The organism is Rubrobacter tropicus, assembly GCF_011492945.1.
Lineage (GTDB): Bacteria > Actinomycetota > Rubrobacteria > Rubrobacterales > Rubrobacteraceae > Rubrobacter_D > Rubrobacter_D tropicus.
Genome location: NZ_CP045119.1, coordinates 3,563,976 through 3,576,803, shown reverse-complemented (window position 1 = coordinate 3,576,803; position 12,828 = coordinate 3,563,976). Strand labels below are relative to the sequence as shown.

Sequence of the window (12,828 nt, the reverse complement as noted above, 5' to 3'; positions counted from 1 at the left end):
GGCGGACAAGAGATCCGGAGGTACGCCCTGGTTTTCAGACGCCTGCGAAAGATCTTCGGCGGCGAAGAACAGCCGGCCAAGAAGGAGCCCTCGCCCCTGTACGGCCTGGATCCCGACGAACGCGCCAGGATCGGCACCGAAGACGACCCCCTCCGCAACTTCGACGCGGCCATGCAACGCAACGAGGAGGCCGAGCGGGCCGAACAGAACGGCGACCCCCAGCGGGCAATCGCCCTCTACGAAAAGAGCGTGGCCGAGGGCTTCGTGGGCAGCCACCCCTACGAGCGGCTCGCCTCCATCTACGAGCGCCGCCGCGACCACGCCGAAGCCCTCCGCGTCTGCGAAGCCTTCCTGAGGCTCGCCGCCTCGGGAAAGATGCCCCGCGGCGCCCAACGCCGCGCCGATCGCAAGACGCCCGAGATACAGGCCCGCGCCGACCGCTACCGGAACCCCGCCTAGAGCGGTTTTCAGGAGCGCAATCAGCTTCTGAAAACCGCGCCGTCAGCAGTCAGCCCGCTTCGGCCTTACGGCCTTCGCTATCAGCCGTCAGCAATTTGTCTTCGGCCGAAAGCTGATGGCTGAAAGCTGACGGCTGAGAACTGAGAGCTTCACAGACAGGTTCACCCTGTTTGCAGACCGCTTTGGCCACAACCCCCATACCCCCGCCGATTGCTCGTGACCCTCGCGTCTGGAAACGCGCGGGGAGCCCCGCGAAAAACCACAACATGTAGTGTCAGAAGCCTCGAAAATACCCTATGCGGGTGATGTAAAGAGTTCACAAATACCCCCTAAATCAGATTAAAACCAACTTGTACTAGCTTGTAACTCTGACTATTGCTAGTAGGGTCTTGGGCTGTTGTGCAAGCAATCTGGAGGGGGACTCCTAGTGAAGTCTTTTCTCAAGATGATCATGGTGGCTGGCGTGATGGTTGTTTCGCTGGCTGCCCTGCAAGACAGTGCCGCGGCCGACACCCAGCTCGCGAGCTACTATGGGCCGGGCCTCGAAGGCAACCTCACCGCGAGTGGCGACGTCTTCGAGCCGTACACCGAGTACACGGCTGCTTCGCTGCAGTACCCGTTCGGTACGGAGTTGCTCGTCAGCTACGGCGGCTATTCCACGGTCGTGGAGGTCACCGACCGCGGGCCGTACGCGGGAGGGCGGGAGCTCGACCTGTCACAGGCGGCGGCCGATGAGATCGGCCTGACCTACGCCGGCGTGGATTACGTTGACGTTCAGGTCATCGGGTAGGGCCTCGAACCATCCGAGGTTCCCGGGAGGGAGCGGCGATATCGCCGCTCCCTCCCTTTTTGGTTGCGGTATTTTCGCCGGGGTGGCGGCGGGCATATAATGCGCAGGCGGAGGCTTCGGAAAGGGTGAGGGACGGTGGACGACGGGTTGCAGGGGGTCAGGTTCTTCGAGTTCCTGACCGAAGAAGAGAGGGAGGAGTTCGCCGAGGTCTCCGAGCCCGTGTCTTTCGGGGCGGGGGATACGATCATCTCTGAGGGGGCCGAGCCTGGGAGTCTGTACGTGCTCTCTTCGGGAAAGGTCGAGGTAAGGAAACGCCTGGCGGGGGATCGGGACCGGCTGCTGGCCGAGATAGAGGCGGGGGACGAGCCCACGGTGGTCGGGGAGAGGGGATTGCTCGGGGAGAGCGGGGCGTCTGCGACGGTGACGGCCGTGGGCGACGTGAGGGGGGTCAAGATCCCGCGCCAGACCTTCCGCCGGATGGTGGAGGAGGGGCGTCCCGCGGCCTTCAAGCTCTCCTACCGCATCGCCCGCACGCTTGCCCGTAGGCTCACGCGCCTGGACGAGGAGGTAGTCGAGGCGATAAGGGAGCTGGAGCGGCGGGGGGAGACCGACGTGGAGGCCTTCCGCGACAGGCTGATAACAGACTGGTCCGTGTAGGGGAGGAGTGGGAGTGCAGGAGACGCCAGACCTCGGGGCGGTGCCGGTCTTCCGGCACCTGGACGACGAAGAGAGGGCCGAGCTCGAAGGGTTGATGGAGCCCGCGTACTTCGACGCGGGGCAGCAGATCTTCCGTGAGGGCGGCCCGGAGGAGAGGCTCTACGTCATCACGTCGGGCACCGTCGAGGTCCACAAGAAGATCCTGCGCAGGCGTCGCCAGCACCTGGCGACCGTCCCGGCGCCGACCGTGGTCGGCGAGATGGGCCTCCTCACCGAGCCCCGGGCCGCCGCCACCGTCGAGGCCGTTACGCCCGTCGAGGCCCACGGTATCGACAGGGACAGGCTGCTCCAGATGCTCGACGACGACTCGCCCGCCGCGTGCAAGCTCGTCTTCGAGATCGGGCGCACCCTCGCCGAACGCATGGCGAAGACGGACGAGACGGTCGCCGAGGTCATATCCCGCCTCGAAGACGCCCAGGCCGGCGGCGGCGACGCGGACGTCTTCCGCGACCGCCTCGCCCGCGACTGGAGCTTCTAGGCGAGCTTCGCTCGCCGCGCGCCTGCTTCGCAGGCTTTCAGCCCGGCGCTTCGCGCCTCGTCAGCACGCTTCGGGCCTTCGGCCCTCGCTTTCAGCAGTCAGCCAGTCGTCTGAACGCGCCACGTTTTCCGGTACCCGCACCGCCGCGCGGTGCGCGGCCCGGTCAGGTTCTGAACGGCTGAAAGCTGACAAGCTGCCCGCAGGGCGACTAGCTGCCCGAAGGGCGATGCAGTTTCTCCACGGCCCTTACGAGGTCGGCCATGCCCTTGCGCTTTACCAGGCGGGTGTCCTTGTAGAGGAAGGGGTTGAGGCGCCAGCGGCTTTCGTAGGGCGTGCCGGAGAGGTCCTTGTAGCGGACGATTACGTGGATGCCGGCGCCGAGGTCCTTCTCTTTGAGGTATGGGATCAGGGCGTCCAGGTCGTCCCAGTAGCAGGAGATCTCGCCGTGCGGCGGCAGGAAGTCCAGGCCGTCCCTGAAGTACGGCAACTCAGAGATGACGAAACCGCCAGAGTTCTCTATCGGGGCCGAGAACTCGAAGGTTATGTCCTTGGCCGCGCCCTCGCTGACGTTCCGGATCGTCACGTCGAGCTCGGGCAGGCCGTCGTAGTCTTCCTGCACGATCACGAGCGGCCGGCCCATCGCCGTGCGCTGCTCCCGCATCTCGCGAAGCGTCTGCTGGCTCACCCGCCACGTAAAATAGTAGCCGGCCGCCAGCACGATCACGAAGAACCCGTTGGTCACCGCGGTGACGATCTGCGCCAGGGTCACCAGATCCACAGCCCCATCCTATCCAACGCGCAAACCCAGTACAACCGTCCTCGTGACCGCCTAAAATCCCCGCCACACCCGAGAGAAGCTGACAGGCTGAAATGCTGATGAGGCGCGAAGCGCCGGGCTGACAAGCGGAGCCCGAAGGGCGCAGCGTGCTGACTAGAACCCTGGTACGGGCACCTCGTCGAACATCTCCCTGTCCGCGCCGCAGTCGGGGCACTTCTCGGGGGGAGGTTCGCCTTCGACCCGGTAGCCGCAGTTGGTGCAGGCCCAGTTCAGGGGTTCCGCCTCGCCCCGCGGGTTGGTCTGGTCCGTCATTGGATCTCCTCTCATCTGGCCTGGGGTCTACGTTACCCGGATAGGGGGACGTTTATTGCGCCGGTGCTAGACTCTCCGTTTCACGGAAGCGATCCGAGAGGCCCACCCCGTCTTGCAGAAGGACCCGACAGCCGACCCTGCGAAGCGGTCGCGGGGCATCCCGCCGACGGTCCTCGTGCTGCTCTCCGTCGGGTCGGTGCAGTTTGGGGCCGCCATCGCCAAGGGGCTCTTCGACGCCGTAGGTCCCGGCGGGACGGTGCTTTTCAGGATCTCACTCTCAGCCCTCGTCCTGCTCCTCCTGTGGCGCCCGAACCTGCGCGGCTACGCCGGGCGGGAGTACGCGCTCGCCGCCCTCTTCGGGGTCGTGCTCGCGGGGATGAACCTCTCGCTCTATCTCGCCATCGACCGCATACCGCTCGGCGTAGCCGTTACGCTGGAGTTTTTGGGTCCCCTGGGCGTGGCCGTCGCCGGGTCGCGTCGCCTGCTCGACGGGCTCTGGGTAGTCTTCGCAGCCACGGGCATCGTCCTTCTCGCGCCCCTCGACGTGCTAGGTGGTAACGACCTCGACCCCGTGGGCGTCGCTTTCGCGCTACTCGCCGGGGTGTTGTGGGCCTCCTACATACTTCTGAGCGCCAGAGTCGGGGGGGTGTTCCCCGGCGGTACGGGGCTCGTGATCTCACTGTGCGTAGGAACGCTCTTGCTTCTTCCCATAGGCATCTCCGACGGCGGATACGCCCTCCTCGACCCGAAGCTCTTGCTCGCGGGCCTCGGCGTCGCGCTCCTCTCCTCCGCGGTTCCCTACTCCCTCGAACTGGAAGCCCTGAGAAAACTCCCGACCCGCGTCTTCGGCGTCCTGATGAGCCTGGAGCCGGCCGTGGCCGCCCTCGTCGGTTTCCTGGTCCTCGACGAGTTGCTCGGCATCCGCGCCGTCGTCGCCATCGGGCTCGTCACCGTGGCCGCCGCCGGGGCCTCGCTCTTCGCGAAAGGGGGATCATGATCAGCGGAAAGAGCCTGATAGACCTCGGCTGGCCCGAGGGGCCGGCCATAGGCCTCGCCCTCGCCGCCGCCAAAAAACTCCGCGCGGCCGGCATGGACGACGACTCCATCCTCCGCGAGCTGGAGAAGACCCGCGCCGCCCCCGACGCGGCCACGGACCCCGCCCTCGAACCACTGGCCCGCGAGCTGATCGGGCTCCAGGAGGCCGAGACCAGGGCTTCGAACGACGAGTTGCGGGACGAGCCGCTGTCCTACGGCGTCTGGGGCGCAGGCCTGATAGAGCCGGGCACCGCGGCCCAGATGGAGAACGCCATGCGCCTCCCCGTCTCCGTCGGCGGCGCCCTCATGCCCGACGCCCACCTCGGCTACGGCCTCCCCGTCGGCGGCGTCCTCGCCACCGAGGGCGCCGTCATACCCTGGGCCGTGGGCGTGGACATCGCATGTCGCATGCGTTTGTCCGTATACGAAATATCGTCCGACCTCATCGAAGACAGAAGGGACGACCTCACCGACGTGCTGCTCCGCAACACTAACTTCGGGGCCGGTTCCAAGTACGAGGAAGGGCGCCGTCCCGAGCACGAGGTTCTCGACGACCCGGCGTGGGAGGCCACGTCTTTTCTGCGGGGTTTGAAGGACACCGGCGTGGCGCAGCTCGGCACCTCCGGGTCGGGCAATCACTTCGTGGAGTTTGGGGCCTTCGAGGCGCTCGAAGAGGACGATGGGGGCGTGTTTGCGCCGGGGCGGGAGTACCTGGCGCTGCTCTCGCATTCGGGGAGCCGGGGGGTCGGGTTCAGGATCGCCAACCGCTACTCCAGGATAGCCAAAGACAGGCACCCGACGCTCGACAAGAGCGTCGCAGACCTCGCCTGGCTCGACCTCAGAAGCGAGGAGGGCGAGGAATACTGGCTCTCCATGCAACTCGCGGGCCGGTACGCTTCGGCCAACCACGCCGTCATCCACGACAAGGTCTCGCGCGCCCTCGGCGAGCAGGTTCTGGCGAAGGTCGAGAACCACCACAATTACTGCTGGGTAGAAGAGTGGCGCGGCAAGGAGGTGCTCGTCCATCGCAAGGGGGCGACGCCGGCGGGCAGGGGGGTCATGGGTGTGATCCCCGGCTCGATGGGGGATTCCGGCTACGTCGTGCGCGGCAGGGGGGACGAGCGTTCCATAAACTCCGCGGCCCACGGCGCCGGCAGGCGCATGAGCCGCACCCGGGCGTTCAAGACGCTCTCCGAAGAGCGCTGGAGGGGGTATCTGGCGGAGCGTGGGATCACATTAGTTGGCGGCTCCCTGGACGAGGCCCCGATGGCGTACAAGGACGTCGAGACCGTCGTTTCGCTGCAGGGGATCTCGTGGATCTCGTCGGGAGGTTCACCCGAAGATCGTGCGCATGGACGCCGGCGGCGGACCGAGAACAAAGAAGAAGCGGAAGTAGAATGCCGTCTAGGCCCGCGGCTTTTCGTCCGAACCGGGGGAAAGGACTACCCGCGTGAGGCTCCGTCTGCTCGTGCTCGCGCTCGGGACGTTCGCGCTCGGGACGGGGAGCTTCGTCTTCGCGGGGTTGCTCGAAGGCGTCGCCAGGGACCTCTCCGTCTCCGTGGGCGCCGCGGGCAACCTGGTGACGGTCTTCGCGGTGACCTACGCGGTAAGCTCGCCGGTGCTCGTCACCCTGGCCGGCGGCGTGGCGCCGCGGCGGATACTCGTGGCGGCGATGGCCGTGTTCGCGCTGGCGAACGCGGCCGCGGTCTTCGCCCCGACCTTCGGGCTCTTGCTGGCCTGCCGCGTGCTCGCGGCGTTCGGGGCGGCGGTCTTTACGCCGACGGCGCTCGCGGTGGCGGCCGGTCTGGCCCCGCCGGAGGGGCGGGGGAGGGCGATCTCGTTCATAACGGGCGGGCTCACGGTGTCGTTCGTGCTCGGGATTCCTCTGGGCTCGATCATAGGCACCTACGCGGGCTGGCGGATGACGTTCGTGATGGTGGCGGCCCTCGGCGTCGTCGCCATGGTCGGCATCCGGTCTCTTCTGCCGCCCGTCGAGGCCCAGACGGTCGTCAGCCTGCGCGAGAGGATCGACGCGCTGAAGCAGCCTGCCGTCGTGGCGGCCCTCTGCCTGACGACGCTCGGGCTCATGGGCGGGTTCGTCGTCTTCACCTACGTGAGCCCGCTGCTCGCCGAGATCACGGGCTTCGGCGGCGCCGGCGTGAGCGGACTCCTCTTCCTGTTCGGGGTCGCGGCCCTTTTCGGAAACGGCCTCGGGGGCTACGGCGCGGACCACATCGGCTACGCCCCGCTCATGGCGACGATACTGGCCCTGCTCGCCCTCTCCCTGCTCGGCTTCTCGCTCCTCGTCGCGCTCGCCGGTACCGCGCTCGTCCTGCCCGCCACAATCGCCGCGCTCGCGGTGTGGGGTGTCGCCGGCTTCGCCCTAAACCCCCTGCAGCAGTACCGCGTCGCCCAGCTCGCGCCCCGAACCCGCAACATAGCCCTGTCCCTCAACGCCTCGGCCATCTACCTCGGACAGGGAGCTGGCGCCGGCCTCGGTGCCCTGGCCCTCGGCCACGGCTCGCTCGCCACCCTCGGGTGGACCGGCGCCCTTTGCGCGGTGTGCGCCCTGGTGGTCTTGCTCTTCACGACCAAAGCGAGAAGAAGACCGGAGACCGTGCCGGAACGGGGTTAGCTATCGGCTACTTCGTCCACTCCCGCGAGACGACGACCTCGACCTCCACCGGCACCTTCTCCAGGATACGCTCCCCGGCGCGCGTCATCGCGCCCCGCATCTTCTCCGAGACTTCCGGGGCCAACTCCTCCCTGCACTCGACGACGAACTCGTCGTGGATGGAGTTGACGAGGCGGGCGTCCAGGCCCCGCAGATCGCGGCTTATGTACGCGAGGGCGAGCTTCGCTATGTCGGCTGAACTACCCTGGATCGGGTAGTTCATCGCTTCGCGCCTCATCGCGCCGCGGTCGTCCTCGACGGGGTCGTTGCTGAACTTTCTAACGCGCCCGGCGAGGGTCCGCAAGGTTCTGTCCCTGGTGGCCCGGTTGGCGGTGCGTTGCAGGTAGCGCTGGACCTTGGGGTAGTTGTTGAAGTATTCGTCTATGAGCTGGCGTCCGCGGGCCTCGTCGGTGCCGAGCTGGGCCGAGAGGCTCTTGGCGCCGCGGCCGTACATCAGGCCGAAGTTTATGCGCTTGGCGTCCGAGCGCTGGTCTTTGGTTACCTCCTCCATCGACACGCCGTACATCGTCGCCGCCGTGAGGCTGTGCAGGTCCTCGCCCTTCTGGAAGGCGCTCACGAAGGCCGGGTCGTCCGAGACCTCCGCCAGGATACGAAGCTCTATCTGGGAGTAGTCGGCTATTACCAGGGTGTAGCCGTTCTCGGCGACGAAGCAGCGGCGGAATTCTTCTTCGTGCGGGATCTGCTGAATATTCGGGCTCGCGCACGCGAGGCGCCCGGTGGGCACCCGGCACTGCAGGAAGCTGGCGTGGATGCGCCCGGTCTTCGGGTGGATGAACTTCGGGTAGGTCTCGAGGTAGGTGCCGAGCTTCTTCTGGAGCTCGCGGTAGCGGAGAAGATCCCTCGCGGCCGGGTGGTCCACCTTCAGGAGCGTCCAGACCTTCGTGTCGGCCAGCTCGATGCCGATGGACCTGAAAGCGTCCGTGATCTGCTGCGGGCTGTTCAGGTTGAGCCGGGGCCCCAACCCCTCAAGCGGCAACACGCCCTCGGGCTCGGGGAAATGGGCCTCAAGCGCCAGCGCCGCCTCGTCGCGCCGCTCCCTGACGGTCTTCTCCAACTCCTTCCACCGCCCGACGTCGAGCTTGACCCCCGCAAGCTCCATCTCCGCTATGGACGAGACCGCCGCGAACTCTATCTTCGAGACCCGTACCAGCTCCTCCGCTTCGAGCGCCTCCAAAAGCTTCTCGCGAAGCGGCAAGAGCACGGCCGCGTCGCGCGCCGCGTACTCCAGTTGGCGCCCCGTGAGCTTCCCCGACCAGTCGCTGCGCTGCTCGGACTTGTCCGGCGACTCGTCCAGGTAGCGTTCCGCGACGGCATCCAACCCGTAGGCCGCGCCCTGCCGGCCACCGTCCAGAAGCTGCGCCGCGAGCATCGTATCGAAGACGGGGGCTGCGGAGATGCCGTGCAGCTCTTTCAGAAACTGAAAATCGAACTTTGAGTTGTGGAAGATCTTGACCGGGCCGCCTTCGAGTACCTCCTTGAGGGGCGAGATGTCCCTGACCTCGAAGAGGTCGATGATGAAGGTCTCGTCCGGGGTTGCCAGCTGGAGGAGACGGGCCTCGCCGTCTCTAGGGGAGAGGCTCGTGGTCTCCGTGTCGGCGCCGACGGCCCCAGCCTCTTCAAGCGCGTTTACGACCCTGGGGAGCTCTTTCGGGTCCGTGACGAGCGTGTAGTTCGCGGTCTTTTCCTCCATCGTCGGATTCTAGCAGGGGTGGGACAGGGATCACGTAGCGGAGACCGGGGTGGGGTAAAATCCAAACCGTGGGCGGATCTTTCAAGATAGGCCGGGTTTTCGGGATCGAAGTCAGGGTCCACTGGACCTTCTTTTTGCTGCTCGCTTTCTTTTTCTACCTGGGGCTCAGCGGCGGCGGCAACGTCGGCGCGGCGCTCGTGACGTCCGGGATCATCGTCGCGCTCTTTTTCTGCGTGCTGCTGCACGAGTTCGGTCATTCGCTGGTCGCCCAGAGGCTCGGCATCGAGGTCCCTGACATAACGCTCCTTCCCATAGGCGGCCTGGCGCGGCTCAAGACGCTGCCGGAGAACCCGTGGGACGAGGTCAAGATCGCCATCGCCGGCCCTCTGGTCAACGTGGTTCTGGCCCCGATCTTCTTCGGCGCCGCCCTCCTGCTCGGCGCGGACCTCCTGGGCTCCGTGAACGTCTTGCAGGGGGCCACTTCCGTGGGGCAGGTGCTCGCCTACCTGGGCCTCATGAACGTGGCGCTCGCGGTCTTCAACCTCATACCGGCCTTCCCGATGGACGGGGGCCGCATCCTGCGCGGCCTGCTCGCCACGAACCTCGGCGCCGTGCGGGCGACGGACATCGCCTCCGCCGTGGGACAGGTCTTCGCCGTCGGCTTCTTCATACTCGCCTTTACCACCAACAACTTCCTGCTCGCCTTCGTCGCCCTGTTCATCTTTTTCGGGGCGAGCGGCGAGGCCCAGATGGTCCGCCAGAGGGAGACGATGCGGGGGCTGCTCGTCTCCGACGTGATGGGCACCAAGCGCCGCACGGAGACCGTCACGCCCTACCACAACTTCGGCCAGGTCTTCGAGGCCGTACTTCACGGCTACCAGGAAGACTTCCCGGTGGTGGACGAGGACGGGCGGCTCGTCGGCATCCTTACGCGCGGTGAGATCATGGCCGCGGCCCACTCCCCGGAGCGCTTCTCGAGCGTGCGCGACCTGATGAAGACGGAGTTTCCGACCGTCTCCCCGGACGCCGACCTCTTCACCGACGGCAACCGCATCCTGCAGGAGAGCGGCCTCCGCGCCGTCCCCGTCGTAAAGGACGGCGATTTGGTAGGTATGCTCACGACCGACGACGTCGGCCAGGCGGCCCTCCTGCGCAACCTCCGCAAACCAGGCAGGTAGGGGAGAGGCATCAGGTTTCAGGTTTCAGGCTTCAGAAGTGTGTTCGTAGTGGGGGTTCTGGGAGGGTGACGGGTTGCGCGTAGTCTCGTTGTTGCCGAGTGCCACGGAGATGGTCCACTTCGCGGGCGCAGCCGAGACGCTCGTCGGTGTCACGCACGAGTGCGATTATCCGGCCGGCGTGGAGGAGCTGCCGAGGCTCACGAGCTCCAGAATAGATCCCACCCAGTCGGGCGCCGAGATTGACGCCGCCGTCAACCGGCTCGTCACCGACGAGGAGAGCATCTACGCGCTTGACGTGGATCTCCTGGAGCGCCTCGCCCCCGACCTCGTAATAACGCAGGGGCTCTGCGACGTCTGCGCCGTCTCGACGAGCCTCGTGGAAGAAGCCGTCTCCGGCCTACGGAGCAAGCCTGAACTCCTCGTGCTCAACCCGACCTCCCTCGAGGACGTTCTGCGGGACGCGATCAGGATCGGCGAGGCCGTCGGCCGCGGCGACGAAGCCAGGAGGGACGTCGACTCCCTCCGTAGGCGACTGGGGGACGTCGAGCGGACCGCCGCCGGGTTGCGGCCCCCCGCCGTCGGGTGCATCGAGTGGCTCGACCCGCCGTTCTCCGCCGGCCACTGGGTGCCCGAGATGGTCCGCCTGGCGGGAGGACGCGAGCTCTTCGCCGGCCCCGGCGAGCGCTCCGTGCGCCTGACGTGGGAAGCCGTCTTCGAGGCCGCGCCGGAGGTCCTGATACTCATGCCCTGCGGCTTCGACGCGGCGCGCGCCGCCGGGGAGGCGAAGACGCTCCCGTCCCTGCCCGGCTGGTCTGAACTCCCGGCGGTGAAAAACGACCGCGTGTGGATTGTGGACGCTAACTCGTTCTTCTCGCGGCCCGCGCCGCGGCTCGTGGAGGGGGTCGAGATCCTGGCCCGTATCCTTCACCCCGGGGTGTTCCCTGGCGCGCCCGCGGCCGGAAGCGCTTCGCGCCTGTCCGTGGTGCCACGGTAGCCGGGGAGGCTCGCGCCGCGCCGCGGCGTTCGCTAGACTCTGTCCGATGAAGTCGCTCATCGAAGAGGTCGAGGCGCTCGTCGCCAGGGTCGGGACGCACCCGGTCTGGGGTTACGGCCACTGCGTGCGCGTCCACGCGCTGGCCGAGGAGCTGGCGCGGGCGGAGGGGATCTCTTACGACGCCGAGATCCTGCGCGTCTCGGCGCTCCTCCACGACATCGGGCTGTACAAGGCCTACGCGATGCGCGAGCCGGCGGACCACGCCAAGCGCTCGGCCATCGTCGCCCAGCGCATCCTGAACGACGCGGACTTCCCTCCGCAGGCCACGAAGACCGCCATGGAGGCCATCGAGGCCCACCCGCCCGGCACGGCCCCCAACCCGGGGGCCGAGGCCACCCTACTCAAGGACGCCGTCGCCCTCGACTACCTCGGCGTCGTGGGCCTCTCCCGCGTGCTCGCCATGGTAGGCACCGAGGAAGACGTGGCGGACATTCGTGCCGCCGTCTGGCACGCCGAGAGCCTGAGGCGCCAGATCCCCGACCTCCTCATCCTCGAAACGAGCAAGGACATAGCCCACCGCCGCGGCCACGAGACCGACCAGTTCATGGAGGACCTCAGAAACGCCACGGCCGGTCTGAAGCTTCTTTAGGCAGCGAGATCCACCCCTGCAGTTTTCACGTTTCCGAAGCCCACGGTGTTGACTGCCGAGAGAGACCGTCTGAAAAAGCGCCGCCGGATCGCCTACGGTCCGGCCCATGGCGAGCAAGAGATACCAGACGGACCTCTCGGACGCCGAGTGGCCGCTGCTGGAGCCGCATATGCCGGCCCCGAAGCGACGGGGACGCCCGCGAGTCCACAGCCCACGCGAGATCCTCGACGCCGTTTTCTACGTGTTGAAGACAGGATGCCAGTGGCGGATGCTCCCGCACGAGTTCCCGCCGTGGAAGACGGTCTTCCACTACTTCAGGAGGTGGCGCATCGACGGCACCTGGGAACGGATGAACCGGGGGTTACGGCGAAGGCTGAGGGGGAGGCTGGGCCGCGATCCCGAGCCGAGCGCGGGCATCGTCGACGCGCAGTCGGTGAAGACCACGGGAGTCGGGGGCGAGCAGAGGGGCTTCGATGGCGGCAAGAAGGTGAGGGGCAGGAAGCGCCACATCCTGGTGGACACGGAGGGACTGCTGGTGGAAACCCGTGTCCACAGCGCCAGGGTTCCCGACCAGGACGGCATCCGTCGTCTTCTCGACCCGGCCCGTTCACGACTAGGCCGCCTTTCCTACCTGTGGGTCGACGCGGGCTACCGGGGTAGGGGCAAGGACTGGGCGGAGGAGTCGCTCGGCGTGGAGGTCGAGGTCGTGAACCGCACCCCCAAGCCGCCGCCGGAGAAGGTCTCGCGGATCTGGGCGAGGGAATGGTTCAAGGAGGGGCACGAGATGGACCTCGGCAAGCTACCGAAACGCCCCGCCTTCGAGAAGCTGCCGCGTCGCTGGGTCGCGGAGCGGACCTTCGCGTGGATAAGCCACAACCGCCGTATGAGCAAGGACCACGAAAGGTTGTGCGCCACCGGGGAGGCCTTCATCCACGCGGCGATGACACGGCTCATGGCGAGGAGGTTGGCACGTGCGTAGGAATTCTCAGACGGTCTCAGAAGGCCAATTATGCGAAGTTCGGAACGTTCGCATATATTGGATCGTAGCTGCCC

13 protein-coding genes and 1 pseudogene are annotated in these 12,828 nt (G+C 66.8%); 11 read left to right on the top strand and 3 right to left on the bottom strand.

The annotated features are described in order from the left end of the window. Positions 1 to 171: 171 nt before the first annotated feature. The 4 genes from GBA63_RS18010 (at position 172) to GBA63_RS17995 (ending at position 2,444) form a co-directional block, all read left to right on the top strand. A complete protein-coding gene (locus GBA63_RS18010; protein WP_166178328.1) occupies positions 172 to 459 on the top strand; it encodes a tetratricopeptide repeat protein in 288 nt (95 codons plus the stop codon). 427 nt (positions 460 to 886) lie between these two features. Further along, a complete protein-coding gene (locus GBA63_RS18005; protein WP_166178326.1) occupies positions 887 to 1,249 on the top strand; it encodes a septal ring lytic transglycosylase RlpA family protein in 363 nt (120 codons plus the stop codon). Positions 1,250 to 1,384: 135 nt separating this feature from the next. Next, positions 1,385 to 1,906, top strand: coding sequence for a cyclic nucleotide-binding domain-containing protein (locus tag GBA63_RS18000; RefSeq protein WP_166178324.1), 522 nt, complete (start codon positions 1,385 to 1,387; stop codon positions 1,904 to 1,906). A gap of 13 nt (positions 1,907 to 1,919) precedes the next feature. Further along, the gene (locus GBA63_RS17995; RefSeq protein ID WP_166178322.1) at positions 1,920 to 2,444 is read left to right on the top strand and encodes a cyclic nucleotide-binding domain-containing protein; all 525 of its coding nucleotides are present in this window, start codon (positions 1,920 to 1,922) and stop codon (positions 2,442 to 2,444) included. A gap of 208 nt (positions 2,445 to 2,652) precedes the next feature. Here the strand turns inward: GBA63_RS17995 and GBA63_RS17990 are convergent, their stop codons facing one another. Both GBA63_RS17990 and GBA63_RS17985 read right to left on the bottom strand, forming a co-directional pair. After that, positions 2,653 to 3,222 carry a hypothetical protein gene (locus tag GBA63_RS17990; RefSeq protein ID WP_166178320.1) on the bottom strand — a complete coding sequence of 190 codons (570 nt, stop codon included), beginning with the start codon at positions 3,220 to 3,222 and terminating at the stop codon, positions 2,653 to 2,655. Positions 3,223 to 3,375: 153 nt separating this feature from the next. Next, positions 3,376 to 3,534, bottom strand: a complete 159-nt coding sequence (locus GBA63_RS17985) for a rubredoxin-like domain-containing protein (RefSeq protein WP_207956891.1) — start codon at positions 3,532 to 3,534, stop codon at positions 3,376 to 3,378. Between the two features lie 112 nt (positions 3,535 to 3,646). On the opposite strand from GBA63_RS17985, the gene GBA63_RS17980 reads away from it, so the two are divergent. The 3 genes and pseudogenes from GBA63_RS17980 (at position 3,647) to GBA63_RS17970 (ending at position 7,204) form a co-directional block, all read left to right on the top strand. After that, positions 3,647 to 4,531, top strand: a complete 885-nt coding sequence (locus tag GBA63_RS17980; RefSeq protein ID WP_166178318.1) for an EamA family transporter — start codon at positions 3,647 to 3,649, stop codon at positions 4,529 to 4,531. Next, positions 4,528 to 5,814: pseudogene (locus GBA63_RS24495) on the top strand (RtcB family protein); the annotation flags it as partial. The gene GBA63_RS17980 and the pseudogene GBA63_RS24495, both read left to right, overlap by 4 nt. A 205-nt stretch (positions 5,815 to 6,019) precedes the next feature. Then, positions 6,020 to 7,204: an MFS transporter gene (locus GBA63_RS17970; RefSeq protein WP_166178316.1), complete on the top strand. Its 1,185-nt coding sequence runs from the start codon at positions 6,020 to 6,022 to the stop codon at positions 7,202 to 7,204. Positions 7,205 to 7,211: 7 nt separating this feature from the next. On the opposite strand, the gene GBA63_RS17965 is transcribed toward GBA63_RS17970, so the two are convergent. Then, positions 7,212 to 8,954, bottom strand: coding sequence for a bifunctional 3'-5' exonuclease/DNA polymerase (locus GBA63_RS17965; RefSeq protein WP_166178314.1), 1,743 nt, complete (start codon positions 8,952 to 8,954; stop codon positions 7,212 to 7,214). A gap of 68 nt (positions 8,955 to 9,022) precedes the next feature. Between GBA63_RS17965 and GBA63_RS17960 the strand changes: the two genes are divergently transcribed. The 4 genes from GBA63_RS17960 (at position 9,023) to GBA63_RS17945 (ending at position 12,754) form a co-directional block, all read left to right on the top strand. Continuing rightward, positions 9,023 to 10,132 (top strand): site-2 protease family protein, encoded by a 1,110-nt coding sequence (locus GBA63_RS17960; protein ID WP_166178312.1) that lies wholly within the window; start codon positions 9,023 to 9,025, stop codon positions 10,130 to 10,132. A 73-nt stretch (positions 10,133 to 10,205) separates the two neighbouring features. Further along, positions 10,206 to 11,126, top strand: a complete 921-nt coding sequence (locus tag GBA63_RS17955; RefSeq protein ID WP_166178310.1) for a cobalamin-binding protein — start codon at positions 10,206 to 10,208, stop codon at positions 11,124 to 11,126. A gap of 46 nt (positions 11,127 to 11,172) precedes the next feature. Next, entirely contained in the window at positions 11,173 to 11,775 is a 603-nt protein-coding gene (locus GBA63_RS17950; protein ID WP_166178309.1) for an HD domain-containing protein, read from the top strand. Positions 11,776 to 11,881: 106 nt separating this feature from the next. Further along, complete coding sequence (locus GBA63_RS17945; protein ID WP_166178307.1) at positions 11,882 to 12,754, top strand: IS5 family transposase; 873 nt, start codon at positions 11,882 to 11,884, stop codon at positions 12,752 to 12,754. The last annotated feature ends 74 nt before the right edge of the window (positions 12,755 to 12,828 follow it).